General features: G+C 52.9%; 19 protein-coding genes. 3 read left to right on the forward strand and 16 right to left on the reverse strand.

The features are described 5' to 3' along the window. Positions 1-48: 48 nt before the first annotated feature. From acpP to yceD, 7 genes are all read right to left on the reverse strand, one after another. A complete protein-coding gene (acpP, locus tag HV302_RS15280; RefSeq protein WP_000103754.1) occupies positions 49-285 on the reverse strand; it encodes an acyl carrier protein in 237 nt (78 codons plus the stop codon). 155 nt (positions 286-440) lie between these two features. Further along, positions 441-1,175 (reverse strand): 3-oxoacyl-ACP reductase FabG, encoded by a 735-nt coding sequence (gene fabG / locus HV302_RS15285; RefSeq protein WP_016152641.1) that lies wholly within the window; start codon positions 1,173-1,175, stop codon positions 441-443. A 12-nt stretch (positions 1,176-1,187) separates the two neighbouring features. Next, positions 1,188-2,117 (reverse strand): ACP S-malonyltransferase, encoded by a 930-nt coding sequence (gene fabD / locus HV302_RS15290; protein WP_016152640.1) that lies wholly within the window; start codon positions 2,115-2,117, stop codon positions 1,188-1,190. Between the two features lie 15 nt (positions 2,118-2,132). After that, positions 2,133-3,086 carry a beta-ketoacyl-ACP synthase III gene (fabH, locus tag HV302_RS15295; RefSeq protein WP_016152639.1) on the reverse strand — a complete coding sequence of 318 codons (954 nt, stop codon included), beginning with the start codon at positions 3,084-3,086 and terminating at the stop codon, positions 2,133-2,135. Positions 3,087-3,163: 77 nt separating this feature from the next. After that, positions 3,164-4,243, reverse strand: a complete 1,080-nt coding sequence (gene plsX, locus HV302_RS15300) for a phosphate acyltransferase PlsX (RefSeq protein WP_071601761.1) — start codon at positions 4,241-4,243, stop codon at positions 3,164-3,166. Positions 4,244-4,365: 122 nt separating this feature from the next. Next, complete coding sequence (gene rpmF, locus HV302_RS15305; RefSeq protein WP_003036242.1) at positions 4,366-4,539, reverse strand: 50S ribosomal protein L32; 174 nt, start codon at positions 4,537-4,539, stop codon at positions 4,366-4,368. A 16-nt stretch (positions 4,540-4,555) separates the two neighbouring features. Continuing rightward, positions 4,556-5,077 carry a 23S rRNA accumulation protein YceD gene (gene yceD, locus HV302_RS15310; protein WP_003036239.1) on the reverse strand — a complete coding sequence of 174 codons (522 nt, stop codon included), beginning with the start codon at positions 5,075-5,077 and terminating at the stop codon, positions 4,556-4,558. A gap of 197 nt (positions 5,078-5,274) precedes the next feature. On the opposite strand from yceD, the gene HV302_RS15315 reads away from it, so the two are divergent. Then, complete coding sequence (locus HV302_RS15315) at positions 5,275-5,859, forward strand: Maf family protein (RefSeq protein ID WP_181626238.1); 585 nt, start codon at positions 5,275-5,277, stop codon at positions 5,857-5,859. Between the two features lie 90 nt (positions 5,860-5,949). Here the strand turns inward: HV302_RS15315 and rluC are convergent, their stop codons facing one another. Next, on the reverse strand, positions 5,950-6,903 hold the full coding sequence (gene rluC, locus HV302_RS15320; protein ID WP_049259723.1) for a 23S rRNA pseudouridine(955/2504/2580) synthase RluC: 954 nt from the start codon (positions 6,901-6,903) through the stop codon (positions 5,950-5,952). 698 nt (positions 6,904-7,601) lie between these two features. Between rluC and rne the strand changes: the two genes are divergently transcribed. Together rne and tnpA are read left to right on the forward strand one after the other, a co-directional pair. Beyond that, a complete protein-coding gene (gene rne / locus HV302_RS15325; protein ID WP_181626239.1) occupies positions 7,602-10,850 on the forward strand; it encodes a ribonuclease E in 3,249 nt (1,082 codons plus the stop codon). A gap of 187 nt (positions 10,851-11,037) precedes the next feature. Beyond that, positions 11,038-11,496 (forward strand): IS200/IS605 family transposase, encoded by a 459-nt coding sequence (gene tnpA / locus HV302_RS15330; protein ID WP_131381019.1) that lies wholly within the window; start codon positions 11,038-11,040, stop codon positions 11,494-11,496. Between the two features lie 308 nt (positions 11,497-11,804). Here tnpA and flgL read toward each other — a convergent pair whose 3' ends face one another. The 8 genes from flgL to flgE all read right to left on the reverse strand — a co-directional run bounded on the left by flgL (position 11,805) and on the right by flgE (position 20,137). Further along, positions 11,805-12,758 carry a flagellar hook-associated protein FlgL gene (gene flgL / locus HV302_RS15335; RefSeq protein WP_016152634.1) on the reverse strand — a complete coding sequence of 318 codons (954 nt, stop codon included), beginning with the start codon at positions 12,756-12,758 and terminating at the stop codon, positions 11,805-11,807. A 14-nt stretch (positions 12,759-12,772) separates the two neighbouring features. Then, the gene (gene flgK, locus HV302_RS15340; protein ID WP_181626240.1) at positions 12,773-14,431 is read right to left on the reverse strand and encodes a flagellar hook-associated protein FlgK; all 1,659 of its coding nucleotides are present in this window, start codon (positions 14,429-14,431) and stop codon (positions 12,773-12,775) included. Between the two features lie 64 nt (positions 14,432-14,495). Further along, on the reverse strand, positions 14,496-15,446 hold the full coding sequence (gene flgJ, locus HV302_RS15345) for a flagellar assembly peptidoglycan hydrolase FlgJ (protein ID WP_016152632.1): 951 nt from the start codon (positions 15,444-15,446) through the stop codon (positions 14,496-14,498). Then, a complete protein-coding gene (locus HV302_RS15350; RefSeq protein ID WP_019076467.1) occupies positions 15,446-16,522 on the reverse strand; it encodes a flagellar basal body P-ring protein FlgI in 1,077 nt (358 codons plus the stop codon). The genes flgJ and HV302_RS15350 overlap by 1 nt, the downstream gene beginning before the upstream one ends. 33 nt (positions 16,523-16,555) lie before the next feature. Further along, complete coding sequence (gene flgH / locus HV302_RS15355) at positions 16,556-17,254, reverse strand: flagellar basal body L-ring protein FlgH (protein WP_016152630.1); 699 nt, start codon at positions 17,252-17,254, stop codon at positions 16,556-16,558. Between the two features lie 57 nt (positions 17,255-17,311). Next, entirely contained in the window at positions 17,312-18,094 is a 783-nt protein-coding gene (gene flgG, locus HV302_RS15360; protein WP_003036202.1) for a flagellar basal-body rod protein FlgG, read from the reverse strand. Between the two features lie 13 nt (positions 18,095-18,107). Continuing rightward, positions 18,108-18,863, reverse strand: a complete 756-nt coding sequence (locus HV302_RS15365; RefSeq protein ID WP_016156188.1) for a flagellar basal body rod protein FlgF — start codon at positions 18,861-18,863, stop codon at positions 18,108-18,110. 20 nt (positions 18,864-18,883) lie between these two features. Continuing rightward, positions 18,884-20,137, reverse strand: coding sequence for a flagellar hook protein FlgE (gene flgE / locus HV302_RS15370; protein ID WP_049269901.1), 1,254 nt, complete (start codon positions 20,135-20,137; stop codon positions 18,884-18,886). Between the last annotated feature and the right edge of the window lie 25 nt (positions 20,138-20,162).

Here is a 20,162-nt window from a genome sequence, read left to right on the forward strand (position 1 = left end):
TAAAAAGATAAAACTCAGGCGGTCGAATGACCGCCTGGAGATGTTCACTTACGCCTGGTGGCCGTTGATGTAATCAATGGCAGCCTGAACGGTAGTGATTTTCTCAGCTTCTTCGTCCGGAATCTCAGTATCAAACTCTTCTTCCAGAGCCATTACCAGCTCAACGGTGTCAAGAGAATCTGCGCCCAGGTCTTCAACGAAGGAAGCATTGTTGGTTACTTCTTCCTGCTTAACGCCCAGCTGTTCGCCGATAATTTTCTTAACGCGTTCTTCGATAGTGCTCATACTCTTAAATTTCCTATCAAAACTCGCTTTCGCGATGGTTTTCGTAGTGTATAAAATGTTGAAAAATTTGCAACTAAATCCCGGCAGGTCTTACCACGATTTTACGTTATTTTGAGGGCATTCACCCTAATAACGCAAATTTTTTTATCTCGTGGTTAAACCATGTACATCCCGCCGTTGACGTGCAAAGTCTCACCTGTGATGTAACTTGCTTCGTCAGAAGCTAAAAATGCAACCGCACTGGCGATTTCCTGAGCGCCGCCAAGGCGACCCGCAGGAACCTGCGCCAGAATACCCGCACGCTGATCATCAGACAGCGCACGCGTCATGTCCGTTTCAATAAAGCCCGGAGCAACAACGTTTACAGTAATGCCACGAGACGCAACTTCGCGCGCCAGTGATTTACTGAAGCCGATCAGACCCGCTTTCGCCGCAGCGTAGTTAGCCTGACCCGCATTTCCCATGGTACCAACCACAGAACCGATAGTGATAATACGCCCATGACGCTTTTTCATCATAGCTCGCATTACCGCTTTTGACAGACGGAAAACAGATGACAGGTTGGTTTCGATGATATCGTTCCACTCGTCATCTTTCATGCGCATTAACAGGTTATCACGAGTAATCCCGGCATTATTGACCAGGATATCGACTTCACCAAATTCTGCGCGAATATTTCCCAGAACAGATTCGATAGATGCCGGATCGGTCACATTCAACATCAGACCTTTACCATTTGCACCTAAGTAATCGCTAATGGCCTGCGCACCGCTTTCGCTGGTTGCAGTACCGATAACTTTCGCGCCACGGGCAACGAGTGTTTCAGCAATTGCGCGGCCAATGCCACGGCTTGCACCGGTAACCAGCGCGACTTTTCCTTCAAAACTCATGGTCTTCCTCTTTTATTGCTCTAGCGCCGCAGATAATGCCGCCGGCTCATTCAGTGCCGAAGCAGTCAGGGTGTCAACAATACGTTTCGTCAAACCGGTCAGAACTTTGCCCGGACCAACTTCATACAGGTGCTCTACGCCCTGGGACGCCATGAATTCAACGGTTTTAGTCCATTGAACCGGGCTGTACAGCTGGCGAACCAGCGCATCGCGAATAGCGTCTGCATCTGTTTCGCACTTCACGTCGACGTTGTTCACAACCGGAACAGTCGGCGCGTTAAAAGTGATTTTTTGCAGTTCAACAGCCAGTTTCTCAGCAGCAGGCTTCATCAGCGCGCAGTGAGAAGGAACGCTGACCGGCAGTGGCAGAGCACGCTTAGCGCCAGCAGCTTTACAGGCTGCGCCGGCACGTTCTACGGCTTCTTTATGCCCGGCAATAACCACCTGACCCGGTGAGTTAAAGTTTACCGGTGAAACCACCTGGCCTTCGGCAGACTCTTCACACGCTTTAGCAATAGCAGCGTCGTCCAGACCGATAATAGCAGACATGCCGCCAGTGCCTTCCGGTACCGCTTCCTGCATGAATTTGCCACGCAGTTCAACCAGACGTACGGCATCGGCAAAACCGATAACACCCGCACACACCAGCGCAGAGTATTCGCCCAGGCTGTGACCTGCCATCAGCGCAGGTGTTTTACCACCCTGCTGCTGCCATACGCGATAAAGCGCAACAGAGGCAGTCAACAGTGCTGGCTGCGTCTGCCAGGTTTTATTCAGCTCTTCGGCCGGCCCCTGCTGAGTCAACGCCCACAGATCATAGCCCAGCGCAGCTGATGCTTCAGCAAAAGTTTCTTCAACAATTGGGTAGTTTGCTGCCATTTCAGACAACATCCCAACGGTCTGGGAACCCTGCCCCGGGAACACAAATGCAAATTGCGTCATGTTTAAATCCTTATACTAGAAACGAATCAGCGCAGAGCCCCAGGTGAATCCCCCCCCAAAGGCTTCAAGCAATATCAACTGCCCAGCTTTAATACGCCCGTCGCGGACGGCTTCGTCCAGCGCGCACGGTACGGAGGCCGCGGAGGTATTGCCATGTCTGTCGAGCGTCACGACAACATTATCCATCGACATACCCAGCTTTTTCGCGGTTGCGCTAATAATGCGGAGGTTTGCCTGATGCGGCACCAGCCAGTCCAGTGCAGAACGATCGAGATTATTTGCTTCCAGCGTTTCATCAACGATGTGTGCAAGCTCGGTCACCGCGACTTTAAATACTTCGTTACCCGCCATCGTCAGGTGGATCGGGTTTTCCGGGTTCACGCGATCGGCATTAGGCAGCGTCAACAGTTCGCCATAGCGACCATCAGCGTGCAGATGCGTAGAAAGAATGCCGGGCTCTTCTGATGCGCTCAGTACAACGGCACCTGCGCCATCACCGAAAATAATGATCGTCCCGCGATCGGTTGGATCACAGGTACGAGCGAGGACATCTGAGCCAACCACCAGAGCATGCTTCACTGCGCCAGACTTAACGTACTGGTCGGCAACGCTCAGGGCGTAGGTGAAACCGGCACAAGCGGCTGCAACGTCAAACGCCGGACAGCCTTTGATCCCCAGCATACTTTGGATCTGGCATGCCGCACTTGGAAATGCGTGTGTGGATGATGTGGTGGCAACCACAATCAGACCAATTTGTTCTTTGTCGATGCCCGCCATTTCAATTGCACGGTTTGCGGCGGCAAAGCCCATCGTCGCAACTGTTTCATTTGGCGCTGCAATATGGCGTTCACGGATACCTGTTCGAGTGACGATCCACTCATCAGATGTCTCAACCATTTTTTCCAAATCGGCGTTAGTACGCACTTGTTCAGGCAGATAGCTGCCAGTACCAATAATCTTCGTATACATGTACGCTCAGTCACTTTTTGGTTATATACCGCCACGAGCAAATCGCTGATACGTTGGCAGCATTCACAAACGCACGGTTATCTGTGTGCTCGCGAGTTTGCGTTTTCGCCACCGTCCAGCAGTTCGAATCCAGCTGGGTATACAGATTCCAGGCGAGCGGCAATTCGCTGAGGAACTTGTCGCTGCACCGCCTGCACTGCCTGTTCAATCGCGACTTCAAATGCTCGCTGATTGGCCGCACCATGACTCTTAATCACCGTGCCGCGCAATCCTAACAGACAGGCACCATTATACTGGTCGGGGTTGAGGTGACTAAATCGCCTTGTCAGGCTTTTTTGTAACCAACGTTTTAATAACAGCAGCCACCACGACCGTTTTTTGCCCTCACCCTGAGACTTCAGCAGTGAAAGGAACATTCTGACAACACCTTCCATCGTCTTTAATGTGACATTACCTGTAAAGCCGTCACAGACCAACACATCAGTTTTGCCAGTCAGTAACTCATTGGCTTCAAGATAGCCGATATAATTGATAGAAGGGATTGTTTTTAGCACTGCAGAAGCATCCCGAATACTGTCGAGACCCTTGGTTTCTTCTTCACCGATATTGAGCAACGCAACACGGGGATTGGCAATTCCAACCACCTCTTCTGCCAGCACGGAACCCATGACGGCAAATTGCACCAACATCGTGCTATCACAATCCACGTTGGCGCCCAAATCCAGCACCACCGTTTTGCCCTTTTGCTGATGGGGTAAAACCGTCACCAGCGCAGGACGCTCAATCCCCTCAAGGGGTTTGAGCAATAACTTCGCAAGACCCATTAGCGCACCTGTATTACCGGCGCTCACACAGGCTTCCGCTCGACCTTCTTTCACGAGCTCCAGGGCAACGCGCATTGAGCTTCCACGACTGGCGCGAATAGCTTGCGAGGGCCGGGCATCACTGGCAATAACTGACTGAGCAGGGATAATCTGCAGACGTGAACGTTGTTCGAAGTCAGCTTTGGCAAGTAATGGCGTGATTGTATCGGGATCCCCGACTAAAAGAAGTGTGAGTTGCGAATTAGAATTCAGTGCCTGCAATGCTGCAGGCACTGTCACGGTAGGGCCAAAATCTCCCCCCATGACATCTAACGCCAGGGTTAGACGTGTCAAGGTATCGTCGCTGCCCGGTTAGGTGTTTCCCCAGTTACCCGGGGAAAGCCTCACTAAGCTTCATCACGCGTGTACTCTTTGTCTTTCTCACCGTAGCAGGAAAGTCATTGAGTCATGCGTGATTACTTAGCGATTACCTTACGGCCACGGTAAAAACCGTCGGCAGTGATGTGGTGACGCAGGTGTTGTTCACCAGAAGTTTTGTCTACAGACAGGCTGGTGACTGCGGTCAGAGCGTCATGAGAACGACGCATGCCACGTTTGGAACGGGTTGGTTTATTCTGTTGTACGGCCATGGACCTTACTCCTCAATTACTTACGCTTTAAGCTGGCTAATACGGCAAATGGGTTTGGTTTTTGCGCTTCATCAGGCAATTCGCCAAAGACCATGTCCGCCTCGGACACTTCACAGTGTTCAGAATCATGCACCGGAACTACCGGCAAGGAGAGGATAATCTCATCTTCAACCATTGCAAGCAGATCGATTTCACCGAATTCGTTAACCTCAATCGGCTCATACGCTTCCGGGAGTGCTTCAGCCTGCTCGTCAGAACGGACAGGACTAAAACAATATGTTGTGTGAACATGAAGTGGGAACGGTTTCCCGCAACGCTGACATTCGAGCGTAACCGACACCTTTGCATCACCGGTTATAACGGCAAGGCGCTGGTTATCGATAGCGAACGACATGGAGCATTCCACATCACTGTCCACACTGACTACAGAATCGGCGACACGCTCAACCAGATCAGAAGTATAGATACCTTCATAATCGAGGCGTTTCTGAGCCGTACGAACCGGATCAAGAGTCAGGGGTAATTTTACCTTTTGCATAGGGCGCGCATATTAACTTTGTAACGTCATATAGTCAAAGAAAAAGGCAGCCTGTGGTTGCCTTTTGCCAATAATTCGCACACATTGCGGGTCATCGACTTAAAATCGCTCAACACAAGCCATTACAGCCAGCTTGTAGGACGAAGTCCATAGTTTAAAATGGCTCTCATCAATACGCTATATGCGAGGGAAAAAATATGCCTCAACTTATTCTTGCTTCTACCTCTCCCTGGCGTCGCGCTTTACTAGAAAAACTGGCAATCCCGTTCGAATGCGCAGCACCAGAGGTTGATGAAACGCCGTTACCGGGCGAAGCCCCCCGGCACTTAGTCTTGCGACTGGCGCAGAAAAAAGCGCAATCTCTCGCCCACCGTTATCCATCGCATCTTATTATTGGTTCCGATCAAATTTGTGTTCTCGATGGTGAAATAACCGGCAAACCGTTAACAGAAGAAAATGCACGCCAGCAGTTACTCAAAGCCCGTGGCAATATTGTGACGTTTTATACCGGACTGGCGCTGTATAATTCTGCGACCGGACATTTACAAACTGAAGTTGAACAGTTCGACGTCCATTTTCGTCACTTAAGCGAAACGGAAATTGAAGATTACGTGCGCAAAGAGCGCCCGCTGCATTGTGCCGGTAGTTTTAAAAGCGAAGGATTGGGCATTGCACTTTTTGAGCGCCTGGAAGGTCGCGACCCAAATACCTTAATCGGTTTGCCGCTAATCGCACTGTGTCAAATGCTGCGACGAGAAGATATGAACCCGTTAAAAGCCTGACGGGTTGACGGCTGTACAGGCCAATCCTGTAGGCCTGATAGGCGCAGCGCCATCAGGCCTACAGGTAATGCGCGATAATATCAATGCGCATCAGCCTTTACTGCGTAACACCTCGAGGCAGCGCTTCAACTGCTTATCCATTGGCGCTTCAATACGCATTACTTCACCCGTCCCCGGATGAGTAAATTTCAACGCTGCGGCGTGCAAAAAGAGCCTGCTCAGTCCGGTATCCGCCAGTTGCTTATCGAACTCACGATCGCCATAGCGGTCGTCAAAGGCAATCGGATGTCCGGCATATTGCGTATGCACGCGAATCTGGTGCGTGCGTCCGGTCACGGGACTGCAGCGCACAAGCGTAGCAAACGCATAACGCTCTTCCACTTTAAAGCGTGTTTCCGATGGTTTGCCTTCCTGATTCACCCGCACGATACGCTCGCCGCTTTGCAGAATGTTCTTTAACAGCGGGGCCTGCACGGTTTTGACATGCGACTGCCACTGGCCGCGTACCAACGCGAGGTAATCTTTCTGCATACCTTTTTCACGCAGTTGTTCATGCAACGAACGCAAGGCAGATCGTTTTTTGGCCACCAGCAGCACGCCGGAGGTATCCCGGTCGAGGCGATGCACCAGCTCAAGGAAACGCGCTTCGGGGCGCAACGCACGTAAGCCTTCAATGACGCCAAAGCTTAACCCGCTTCCACCATGCACGGCCGTACCTGAAGGCTTGTTAAGCACCAGAATGTGGTCATCTTCATATAAAATGACATCGGTCAGCGCCGCGACCTTCTGCAAATTCGGTGAAATGGCCTCTTCTTCACGTTCAGCGACACGTACAGGTGGAATACGCACAATGTCCCCGTCTTCGAGTTTGTACTCGGGTTTAATGCGTTTTTTGTTCACCCGCACTTCGCCTTTACGCAAAATGCGATAAATCATACTTTTCGGCACGCCCTTGAGTTGGGTGCGCAAAAAGTTGTCGATGCGTTGCCCTGCTTCGTCGGCAGTAATGGCAACTGTTTTTACGGCTGGAGTCTCTGTTTTCATGGGGGCCGATTTTAAATAGCCATCAAGATTCGCGCCACACATTTTTCTATGCTTATATTAACTGCTATACCTTATTACTTAAGTTTGACATCGCCGATTTGGTGGTTATTAAAGCAATCACTACGCGGAAGTGAAAAAACTGTGAGTAACCGGGTGATAAATGGCAAAAGTCATCTTGCTATAACAAGGTTAGCAGTGGAATAATGAGGTTGTTTCCGTGTTGAATCTTGTTAAAACAAGACCTTTTCCGGAATGACCCAATTTTGCCCGACCGATCATCAACGCAGCAATGGCGTAAGACGTATTGATCTTTCAGGCAGTTAGCGGGCTGCGGGTTGCAGTCCTTACCGGTAAGTGCTCTATAGATTTCGCGTTGTAGGAAGGCGGCAAGTCTGGGAACCCCAGGTGCTTACTCCTGTAAGTGGTTGGGGTAAGAAGATGAAGCCAACGCACCCACAGCGTGAAAGACGATAAGCACAATGGAAGCTTCTCTGGAGAGTAACACCCAGACTGTTCCCCTGATAATTGCGCTGTGTTTCCGTATGAAATACAGGCAACCGACACTCTGCGCCTCTTTGAGCTGACGATAACCGTGAGGTTGGCGACGCGAATAGACACGAGGCCATCGGTTCACACCCGGAAAGGCATTACTCTGCCCGCAGCTTAGTCGTCAATGTAAGAATAATGAGTAAGTTACGATGAAAAGAATGTTAATTAACGCGACTCAGCAGGAAGAGTTGCGTGTCGCCCTTGTAGATGGGCAGCGTCTGTACGATCTGGATATCGAAAGTCCTGGACACGAACAGAAAAAAGCCAACATCTATAAAGGCAAAATTACCCGTATTGAACCGAGTCTGGAAGCTGCTTTTGTTGATTACGGCGCTGAACGTCACGGTTTCCTCCCGTTAAAAGAAATTGCCCGCGAATACTTCCCCGCTAGCTACAACTCCCATGGTCGTCCCAACATTAAAGACGTGTTGCGCGAAGGTCAGGAAGTCATTGTTCAGATCGATAAAGAAGAACGCGGCAATAAAGGCGCTGCGCTGACCACCTTTATCAGCCTGGCAGGTAGTTATCTGGTTCTGATGCCGAACAACCCGCGCGCGGGCGGCATCTCCCGTCGCATTGAAGGCGACGACCGTACCGAATTAAAAGAAGCGCTGGCAAGCCTGGAACTGCCTGACGGCATGGGGCTTATCGTGCGTACCGCAGGTGTCGGCAAATCTGCCGAAGCGCTGCAGTGGGACCTGAGTTTCCGCCTGAAGCACTGGGAAGCGATTCAAAAAGCCGCTGACAGCCGCCCTGCTCCGTTCCTGATCCATCAGGAAAGCAACGTTATCGTTCGCGCATTCCGTGACTACTTACGTCAGGACATCGGCGAAATCCTCATCGACAACCCGAAAGTTATGGAGATGGCGCGTCAGCACATCGCCGCGCTGGGTCGTCCGGATTTCAGCAGCAAAATCAAACTGTACACCGGTGAAATCCCGCTGTTCAGCCACTATCAAATCGAATCTCAAATTGAGTCCGCGTTCCAGCGCGAAGTGCGTCTGCCGTCCGGCGGCTCAATCGTTATCGACAGCACAGAAGCGCTGACCGCTATCGATATCAACTCCGCACGCGCGACCCGCGGCGGCGACATTGAAGAAACTGCGTTCAACACCAACCTTGAAGCAGCCGATGAAATTGCTCGTCAGCTGCGTCTGCGCGACCTCGGCGGCCTGATTGTAATCGACTTCATTGATATGACGCCGGTTCGTCACCAGCGTGCGGTTGAAAACCGTCTGCGTGAAGCCGTGCGCCAGGACAGAGCGCGTATTCAGATCAGCCATATTTCTCGCTTCGGCCTGCTGGAGATGTCCCGCCAGCGTCTGAGCCCGTCGCTGGGTGAATCCAGCCATCACGTATGCCCACGCTGCTCCGGCACGGGTACCGTACGTGATAACGAATCACTGTCGCTGTCTATTCTGCGTCTGATCGAAGAAGAAGCGCTGAAAGAAAATACGCAGGAAGTTCACGCTATTGTTCCTGTGCCGATCGCATCCTACCTGCTCAACGAAAAACGTACCGCGGTAAATGCCATCGAGACGCGTCAGAATGGCGTGCGCTGTGTGATTGTGCCAAACGATCAGATGGAAACCCCGCATTACTCCGTGCTGCGCGTACGCAAAGGGGAAGAAACACCAACCCTGAGCTACCTGCTGCCGAAACTGCATGAAGAAGCGATGGCATTGCCGACGGAAGAAGAGTTCGTCGAGCGTAAACAGCCAGAGCAGCCGGCATTGGCCACCTTTGCTATGCCAGAGGTGCCGCCAGCCCCTGCTTTGCAGGAACCTACTGCGAAGGCCGCCGCGCCTAAAGCCGCATCAGCGACCGCGACCGTCGCCGCACAGCCAGGTTTGATTAGCCGTTTCTTCAGCGCACTGAAGTCCATCTTCAGCGGTAGCGAAGAAGTGAAACCGGTTGAACAACCTGCGCCGAAAGCTGAAGAGAAAACCGATCGCCAGCAGGATCGTCGTAAACCGCGTCAGAACAATCGTCGCGACCGTAACGATCGTCGTGATAATCGCGACAACCGTGGCGAGCGTGATAACCGTAACGAGCGTTCAGAAAGCGGTGAAAACCGTGAAGATAACCGCCGTAACCGCCGTCAGTCGCAGCAGCAAAATGCGGAAGCACGCGATAACCGCCAGCAGTCTACTGAGGTCGCCGACAAAGCGAAATCCGGTGATGACCAGCAGGCTCCGCGTCGCGAGCGCAACCGCCGTCGCAACGATGATAAGCGTCAGGCGCAGCAGGAAGTTAAAGAGCTGAACCTGGCAGAACAACCTGCGCAGGATACCGAGCAGGAAGAGCGCGTTCGTCAGCCTCAGACTCGCCGTAAACAGCGTCAGCTGACTCAGAAAGTTCGTTACACAGACAGCCCGGCTGTTGAAGCCGAAGTCGCGACTGCCGAGGTGGTCACTGAAACGGCTGTCGCTCAGCCAACTGAACAGCCCGTACCGGCACAGCGTACTGAACTGGCGAAAGTTGATCTCCCTGCCGTCGTTGCGACTGAGCAGGAAGACAACAGCGAAGCGCGTGACTCTAATGGTATGCCGCGCCGTTCCCGTCGCTCACCTCGCCATCTGCGCGTCAGTGGACAACGCCGTCGTCGCTATCGTGACGAGCGTTACCCGGTTCAGTCGCCGATGCCGTTAACGGTTGCCTGCGCATCTCCAGAATTAGCGTCCGGTAAAGTCTGGATCCGCTACCCTGTTGCTCGTCCTCAGGATCAGCAGGTTGCAGAGCAGCGCGAGCAGGAAACGGTTCAGGGGCAAACTGCACCTGTCGCCGTAGAGCCTCAGGTTGCTGCAGCTGCCGTTGAGCATATTGTGAACGCCCCTGCGTCGGTTGAAACCGTACAGCCAGAGGTGGTCATTGCTGAACCTCAGGCTACCGTCGTTGAAACCACCCATCCGGAAGTCATCGCTACTCCGGTCGAGGAACAACCGCAAATTATCGCTGAATCTGACGCGCCTGTTGCTGAGGATACCGCGGCGAAAGCCGAACCTGTCGCTGAAATCGTGGCTGCGCCGGTTGTCGAAGAATCTGCGGAGGTTGTTATTTCTCAGCCTGAAGTGGCTGAAGAGATTGCCGAGGTTGTGGAAACAGCGCCAGTGGTTGAAGAAGTTGCCGCGCCGCAAGAGGTTGTTGCAGCACCTGTCGTCGAAGACGCAGTCGCTAAGGCTGAAGTTGTCGCAACCCGCGTTGACGCAGAACATCTTCACAGCCACGCGGCCGCCCCGATGACCCGTGCTCCGGCACCAGAGTATGTGCCTGAAGCGCCGCGTCATAGTGACTGGCAACGCCCGGAATTCACCTTTGAAGGTAAAGGTGCCGCAGGTGGACACAGCGCCACGCACCAGGCGACTGCGCCAGCAACGCGCCCGCAGCCCGTTGAGTAAGTCATAATCAACATCAAAGCCGACCTTCGGGTCGGCTTTTTTTTGTGCACAGAAAACCCCCAGCTAGGCTGGGGGTTCCGGAAAGCTTTCAGCTTTGGGCCAGTTATTAAAACCCCTTTTGATTTGTTAAAACACATTGCGGTCTGGCAACTGCAAATGTTTAACAAGAAATCAAAAGGGGGTCCCAATGGGGGACGAAAAGAGCTTAGCGCACACCCGATGGAACTGTAAATATCACATAGTTTTTGCGCCCAAATACCGGAGACAAGCATTCTACGGGGAGAAACGCAGGGCGATAGGCAGCATCTTAAGAAAGCTGTGTGAGTGGAAAAACGTGCGGATCCTGGAAGCGGAATGCTGTGCGGATCATATCCATATGCTTGTGGAAATCCCACCCAAAATGAGCGTATCCGGCTTTATGGGGTATCTGAAAGGGAAAAGCAGTCTGATGCTGTATGAACAGTTTGGGGATATGAAATTCAAGTACAGGAATAGAGAGTTCTGGTGCCGGGGATACTACGTAGATACGGTGGGTAAGAACACGGTGAAGATACAGGAATACATAAAGCACCAGCTTGCAGAAGATAAAATGGGTGAGCAGTTATCGATCGCTTATCCGGGTAGCCCGTTTACGGGCCGTAAGTAACGAAGTCTGATGCAAATGTCAGATCGTATGCGCCTGTTAGGGCGCGGCTGGTAACAGAGCCTTATAGGCGCATCCGAAAAACCTCCGGCTATGCCGGAGGATATTTATTTATCTCTGCTCTACGCACTGGCAAACTGAGAAGGCGTGGTTACGCTGGCAATCTTTAGCGGTGCGATTGCGCGGGTAATAAGATTAACGGGTAATCTGTCGCTGAGAAAATAACAGTGGCCTAAAAAAATGCCCGCTCCGGGGTGTTAAAGGAGCGGGCAGACAAACATATCCAGTTTCATGATATGTTCAAAAAGGTGTTACCGGTTCAGCTGAAATAGCGACATTCCCTGCATATCGGTAAACGTTTTATACGATGCCTGCAGTGCGGCCTGCTGCATCACGTAGGACGAAATCGCTGCGTTCCAGTCAACATCCACCAGATTGCTCATCTGCTGAGTCTGGCCCAATGCGCGATCGGCGCCCAGTGAGTCCAGTGAACTTAACTCGCTGAGCTGAGTCCCTAATTCTGCACGAACAGAAAGCACGTTATTCAGTGAATTTTTCAGGCCACGACTGGTTTTATCAATGGCTGCAGAGGCGGTAGCTTTTGCCGCGTCATTGCCCTCAATCGGGGTTTTGAGCGCATCAATAGCGGTATCCAGCATTTTGAACAGGTTCTTTTCCTGAGTACCGCCGCCAGGTTCCGGTACGGCATTGCTGGTCAGATTAACAAATACTTTATCGCCAGTATGACCAATCACCATGGTACGGGAGGCATCGACCTGCTGGGTCACATTTGTTGTACCGCCACTGTAAGCGCCATCTGCCTGAGCAAACGGTGCAGATTCTGTTTTATATCCGCCAAAAATATAGCGTCCATTACCGTCGGTGCTGTTCGCCAGGTTCATCAGTTGATCGCGGATCCCCTGCAGGTCGGTGGCCAGCGATGCACGGTCGTCATCGCTTAACGTGCCATTCGCAGCATAGACAATTTTTTCCTGCGCGGTCTGAATTGCCGTCGTTACCTGACTCAGTACGTTTTCTTCCAGCGATACTTTTTGCGTCGCAAATGAACGCGCCAGCGTATATTGGCTGTTCTGCGCCTGTGCTTGAGAAAGCACCACGGCCTGCGAGGCGGCGATCGGATCGTCAGATGGGTTGATCACACGTTTGCCCGTTGACATCTGCTCGCCGAACTTCATCCATTCAGCCTGAGAGTTAGTGATGCCACGCATATTCTGCTGGTACATCATCTGGGTGCTGATACGCATTGTGTCCCTCTCCCTTAGTGAATATTAATCAGTGCATCAAACAGCGCATTTGCAGTTTGCAGCACTTGCGCGTTAGCCAGGTAATACTGTTGGTAGCGCTGTAAGTTACCGTATTCTTCGTCGAGGTTGACGCCGGAAATAGACTGCTGCTGCTTATAAAGCTGCGTTACCACGTTGTTCTGGGTAATGGCGCTGGTTTTCAGCGTCGCGGTTTTGTTCCCGACATCGCTTACCAGCGTGGCATAGGCATCGTTGAAGGTCTTATTACCCACGGTAGCTTTGGTCTGCAGATCCAGCAGTTTCTGACCGTTACGGTTATCGCTTTTTCCCTTATCAATATCCGGGTCCGGATCATTTTTTGAGACCTGGGCCATGGCGATTTTCGACTCATCGGTCACCATGACTTTCATATCAACAACGGCGTTACTGACAGGTTTCACTGTGAAGCTGTCATTTGCTTTTGCGCCAGCATTTACGGTGATTTCCATCCCGTCAAAGGACATCTTCCCACCGGTAACGGTAGCTTTGAAGCTGGTGTTATCCGCCAGGCGAGTAACCTGCCAGTCCGTCCCGTCATAAACGATTTTATAATCGGTCGCCTGTACAGCAGAGCTGTCGGTAATCTTCGCGCTTAACGATCCTGTTCCTGTATTTTTAGCGTTGTTGAATACTGCCGGGCTACCGATAGCAAAGAAATCCTTACCCTGATCGCCGTTCGCGTCAAAACCCTCTTTATGCTGGGTGTTAAACGCATCGGCGAACGCCAACGCCAGTTGGCCCAGCGTGTTACGCGTCTGGTCAAGCTCTTGAGAACGGAAGGTCAACAGCCCGCCCAATGAACCGGTATTCAACAGTTTTTCGGGAATTTCAACCTCGCCGGCAACCCCGTCGACGTAGGCCACTGTGGTTCGATTGGGATCGTCACTGGAGGGCACAGCCGCCAGCTGGCGTTCATTGCTGCCCTGCACCAGTGAATAGCCGTTCGCCATGGTTATGTTGTAAGTCCCGCCGTCCTGAACGCTGACTTCAACACCGACAATCTGGTTCAGTTCACTGACCAGTTGGTCGCGCTGGTCGAGTAAATCGTTAGGCGATGCGCCCGCGCCGACGCCGGTCAGACGGGAAATCTGATCGTTGAGGCTGGCAATCTGTTTTGAATAGTTGTTGATCTGGTCAACGCTGGCCTTGATCGCAGTATTAACCTGCTTGTCTTGATCGCGCAGATACTGGTCAGTTGTTCTGAACTGGTTGACTAAACCATCAGCTTTACCGATCAGCGCCTGGCGCGCCGCCGGGTCTTCCGCGTTACTGACAAGCGTTTGCAGGCTGGTAAAAAAGTCCTGCATTGAGGTCGAAATGGAACTGGTTTTGCTGGAGAGCAGATTGTCGATTTTCGACATTTGTTCATAGCGCGTTGTCAGGCCGCTGCTTTGGTTCTGCGCGGCACGTAACTGATTCGTGATAAAGGAGTCATACTCGCGCTGTACGCCAGAAACATAGACGCCATTGCCAACCCAGCCCCCCGCACCCAGCGTGCTGTTCGCTTGCGCCATAATTGTCGTTTGACGGGTGTATCCGGCAACGTTATAGCTGGAGATGTTATTACTGGCAGAATTCAACGCGGCCTGCGCTGCGGCGAGTCCACTCATCGCGTTATTAATCAAGCTGGACATGGAGGTTCCTTGTAATCCTTCAATACTCGTTATTATCGGCAGCAGGTTGGTAGACTTGAGCTATTTAAAAGAGATTATCGATATTCGTACTGTAGGTTTTGCTCACTTTTTCGCTCATCGATTTCAACTGCTGGATCATGCTGGTTAATTTACGCGCATAGTTAGGGTCAGTCGCGTAACCGGCATTCTGCAAAGCCTGTGCCCCCTGCTCGGCGGTAGCAGCGGCGGTTACCGCCGCATAGCGCGGGTTACGCGATATCAGACCGACATAATCCGACAGTGCCTCAAGGTAAGAGCTATAGACGCGGAATCGGGCTTTCACCTTTTTCGCCTCGCCGTTTTCATATTCGGTGGTGGTGATTTCGGTGGTTGGGCCTTTCCAGCTTCCCGAAGCCTTCACGCCAAAAATGTTAAAGCTCGGTTCACCGTTCTCACGACGGATTTGTCGCTGCCCCCATCCGGACTCCAGCGCCGCCTGCGCCAGAATCAGATGATGCGGAACCCCGCTTTGCTGACTTGCCAGCTTAGCCGGCAGCGATAGCTGGGCGAGGAAGTCTTTACTGTCACCTGACAGCGGCTCATCATTGCTTTCCGTCGCGCGGGGAATGGCTTTACGGACCAGTTGCGTCAGCGCCTGGTTTTGATAGCTGGTCACCGTTTCCAGGGAGAACTTCATTGGCACCTGCGGCGCATCGTCTGCGGGTTGCGCCTGCCCTTCAGTCATCTGCTTAACCATCATTTCAGCCAGTCCCAGACCTTTACCTGCGGTCATCTGCTGCGCAATTTGTTGGTCATACATGCTGGTATACAAACGTGTCGAATCACTGCTAAAAACGCCATCTTTCGGCAGCGCTTCACGCATGCTTTTCAGCATCATTTGTACGAACATCCCTTCAACCTGACGGGCAACCGGGCGGATATTCGCCGCCGGGTCCTGACCCGCTTTCGCTTTCAGTTCGTTCAGTGATTGCGCATCCCAGGCGGCACTGGTCAGCAGTTTGCTGTCACCAATCATTAGATGATTTCCAGTTTGGCGCGTAAGCATCCCGCGCTCTGCATCGATTGCAGAATGGACATCAGATCCATCGGCGTTGCCCCTAGCGCATTAAGCGCACGCACAACATTGTTCAGGTTGGCGCTGGAACGCACGCTTTGCAGCGAACCGCCACTCTGGCGCAGATCGATCTGGGTTTGAGGTGTCACCACGGTCTGTCCACCGCCAAACGGTGTATCCGGCTGGCTGACGTTCGCCTGGCGGTTTACCGTGATCGACAAGTTGCCTTGCGCGACGGCACAGCTATCCAGTGTGACTTCACGGTTCATAACGACGGATCCGGTGCGCGAGTTGATAATCACTTTCGCATCCTGCGGCGTGACGTTCACCTCCATATTCTGGATGTCAGCAAGGAAACGCACCTGCGAACTGTTGCCGCTTGGCACGCGTACCTGAATCGTCCGGGCGTCCAGCGCAGTGGCGCTACCAAAGCCGCGCGAACGGTTAATGGTGTCGGTTATCTGCTGCGCCATAGTGAAATCTTCATTATTGAGCTGCAGATTAATGGTGTTACCGCCGCCGAACTGGCTGGGTAATTCACGTTCGATGGTCGCGCCGTTGGTAATACGTCCGCCATTGAGCTGGTTTACCTGCACGCTACTGCCACCCGCAGCCGCGCCTGCACCGCCTACCAGAATATTCCCCTGCGCCAGCGCATATACCTGGCTATCGACCCCTTTCAGCGGGGTCATCAGCAACGTTCCGCCGCGCAGGCTTTTGGCGTTCCCCATGGAAGAGACCACCACGTCAATGGTTTGCCCCTGACGACCAAAGGCCGGGAATTGCGCGGTCACCATCACCGCCGCCACGTTTTTCAGCTGCATATTGGTGCCGGTTGGCACGGTAATTCCCAACTGCGAAAGCATGTTGTTGAGCGTTTGCGTAGTAAACGGCGTCTGGGTGGTCTGGTCACCCGTGCCATCCAAACCGACCACCAGCCCATAACCGATCAACGAGTTTTCCCGCACGCCCTGAACGCTGGTCAGGTCACGAATACGGTCGGCATGCGCAAAGGTGGTTATCAGCACCAGTACCATTCCAACTAAAGATTTAAACACTGGCTACCTCGCTTACATCGGCGACAAGTTAAGGAAGAAACGCTGCAACCAGCCCATATTCTGCGCTTCATTGATGTAGCCGTTGCCGACATACTCAATACGTGCGTCCGCAACCTGAGTTGACGGTACGGAGTTGCTGCCACTGATGGTGCGCGGGTTAACGACCCCGGAGAAGCGAATGAATTCAGTGCCCTGATTAATGGCGATCTGTTTTTCACCCACAACATGTAAGTTGCCATTCACCAGTACCTGATCGACCGTTACGGTCAGGGTACCGCTGAAGGTATTGCTGGCGTTCGCGCCGCCTTTACCGTTAAAGGTGTTACCGCCTGAAGCTTCTACGTCAGCACGCTCGTTGCCAAACAGTCCTTGCAAATAACGCGGTACGGTATCAAAGCCAAAGTTTGTCTTGCCGTCGCGGCTGGCATTAGCCGAAGAACTTTTGCTCGCGCTGACGTTTTCCTGCAATACGATGGTCAACGTATCGCCAATATTGCGCGGACGGCGGTCTTCGAATAGTGGCTGATAACCGTAGTTAATCGGTTGGGCCGACTGGAAGATTGATCCATTCGCCACCGGCGTCGGGCCAGGAACAGGCTGGGCAGACGTTGCGCCCTGCACGAGGGGCGTGGCCGGGATCCAGGCGCATCCTGTCAGTGAAACCACCAACAGGGCTAAAATTGGGTATGGGTGAAGCGCGTATTTTCGCATTGCGGTCATCTTCAAAATCAGTGTGCCGGTGAGGCTTTCACCCCACCGGGCCACACTTTAGAGTTGCGTCAGTTTTTGCAGCATCTGATCGGTGGTCGATACCGCTTTACTGTTGATTTCGTAAGCGCGCTGAACCTGGATCATGTTTACCAGCTCTTCCGCCACGTTGACGTTAGAGGTTTCAACATAACCCTGGTACAGCAGACCCGCGCCGTTCAGCCCCGGAGTGCTCTCATTCGGCGCACCGGATGACTGCGTTTCGGTGTACAGATTCTCACCAATGCTTTCCAGACCGGTATCGTTCATAAAAGTAGTCAGGTTAAGCTGCCCAACCTGAACCGGTGCTGCCTGGCCCTGCTGGGTTACGCTGACGATACCGTCGCGTCCAATGGTGATACTGAGCGAGTTAGCCGGGATGGTGATAGCCGGCTGAACCTGAAAACCACCCGCAGTCACCAGTTGGCCGTTCTGATCCACCTGGAAAGAACCGTCACGGGTGTAGGCGGATGTGCCATCAGGCAGCATGACCTGGAAAAAGCCCTGCCCTTTAATCGCCACATCTTTACTGTTGTTGGTCTGCGACAGGTTCCCCTGGCTGTGTAAACGCTCGGTCGCGACCGGGCGCACACCGGTACCAATCTGCAAACCAGACGGCAGTGTGGTTTGTTCAGAAGACTGTGCGCCAGGCTGGCGAATCGTCTGGTACAACAGATCTTCAAACACGGCACGTTGACGCTTAAATCCGTTGGTGCTGACGTTTGCCAGGTTGTTGGCAATCACATCCATGTTGGTTTGCTGCGCATCCAGGCCGGTTTTGGCGATCCACAATGAACTGATCATAAAATGTCCTGTATTAACTCATCGACAGCAGTTGGTTGGCGCGACCCGCGTTATCATCCACGCTACTGATAATCTTCATTTGCATTTCGAAACGACGGGCGTTGGCGATCATGTCACTCATCGCGGCTACCGGCTTAACGTTACTGCCTTCCAGCACACCCGACATAACGCGAATGCTGGGGTCGGCCTGTAACGTAGCGCCACGGGTAGCCTGCGCGGCCTGAGTCAGACGGAACATACCGTCATCGCCACGTTGCACTTCACTCCCCGTGGCCTTCACCAGTTTCAGTCGCCCAACTGGCGCAACGGTGTTAGCCGGATCGCCAGGGTTGAGCGCCGAGATCGTGCCGTCTGCCGCAATGGTGACTTCTGAACCTTCCGGTACGGCTATTGGTCCGGCCTCGCCAATCACCGGGTGTCCCTGAATGGTCAGTTCCCCCGTAGGGCTTACCTGAATGGCGCCATTTCGGGTATATCCTTCGCTACCGTCCGCGGTCTGCACAGCCAACCAGCCATCTTGTTGCAGCGCCACGTCCAGCGGACGTGAGGTATAGTCCATCTGACCCGGCGTCATATCGGCCCCCGGCGTGGAGGCCACCACCAGCGTACGCGTCGGTAAAGACAATCCTTCAACGGGAACCGCGCGCAGCGCATTGAGTTGCGCACGAAAACCCGGCGTTGAGGCGTTTGCCAGGTTGCTGGCCGTCACCGCTTGTTGATTCAGCGTCTGACTGGCCGCGCCCATGGCGGTATAAATTGCGTGATCCATTAAGCCATCCCGTCAGGCGCTTAGCGCAGGTTGACCAGCGTGTTGAGGATCTGGTCCTGGGTTTTGATGGTCTGCGCGTTCGACTGATAGTTACGCTGGGCGACGATCATATTCACCAGTTCTTTACTCAAATCCACGTTTGATGCTTCCAGCGCGCCGTTGGTCAGCTTGCCGAAGTTACCCTCGCCTGCAGTACCCAGCAGCGCCACGCCGGAAGACTGCGTGGCTGCCCAGACGTTGTCACCCTGAGAAGCCAGACCTTCGTTGTTGGCAAAGTTTGCCAGCACGATCTGCCCCAGAACCTGTTGCTGTTCGTTGGAGTAGTTACCGACCACAGTACCGTCATTGTTAATCTGGTAGCTCACCAGGTCGCCCGGCTTATAGCCATTCTGATTCGTGGCAACGATGTTGTTGGCGCCAGTGTTCTGTTGCATGGAGTTCAGGAAGCTCAGAGAGAAATTTGCCGCATCAGCACCGTTAATCTGCCCGGTTGTGATGTTGATTTCCTTTGGCCAGACGGTAGGAGGCGTCGGTACCGCCTCGGCGGCTGTGGCGCTAATCCCTAAGAACACACCATTTTCATTAAAGCGCATAAACCCTGCTGATTTTGCAGCGTCTCCGGTTGAAGCATCCTGTGTATGAACTTCCCAAGTGTTGCTCTGCGCATTTTTGACATAAAAAATATTCATGTCATGGGCGTTACCCTGGCTATCGAAAACGGTAACGGTGCCTTTTTTGTTGTAGGAATCCGCATCGCTTGGATTAAACGGGGTCTTCGTTGGCACCTTGTCAGTGGAGTTCAGGTTGATCTGCATTGACGCAGTTGTGGTGGTTTTAGCCGCCATCAGCGTATTCGGGATAGTGATCGGCGCCGGGTTAGCACCTTGCTGTATCGTTGGCGGTGTACCGGTAGCCGGATAGCCCGTCAGTTGTAGCCCCTGCATGTTGACGATATTGCGGTTTTCATCGAGCTTGAACTGACCGTTACGGCTGTAGAAAACGGAACCGTTGCTGTCTACCATGCGGAAAAAACCGTTCTGGCTGATAGCGACATCCAGCCCGCGACCAGTGTTGGTCGTGGTACCGTCGGTAAAGTCCTGGGTAATACCCGCAACTTTAACGCCCAGACCCACTTTAGAACCGGCGAACATATCGGCAAAAGAGGCCGTACCGGATTTAAAACCGTAGGTGGCGGAGTTGGCGATGTTGTTACCAATGACATCGAGGTTGGTCGCTGCAGCGTTCAGACCGCTGACCGCTTGTGAAAAGGCCATGACTTACTCCTGATAAGTGTGAAGG

Origin of the sequence: Citrobacter sp. RHBSTW-00859, from assembly GCF_013729795.1 — a bacterium.
Lineage (GTDB): Bacteria > Pseudomonadota > Gammaproteobacteria > Enterobacterales > Enterobacteriaceae > Citrobacter > Citrobacter braakii.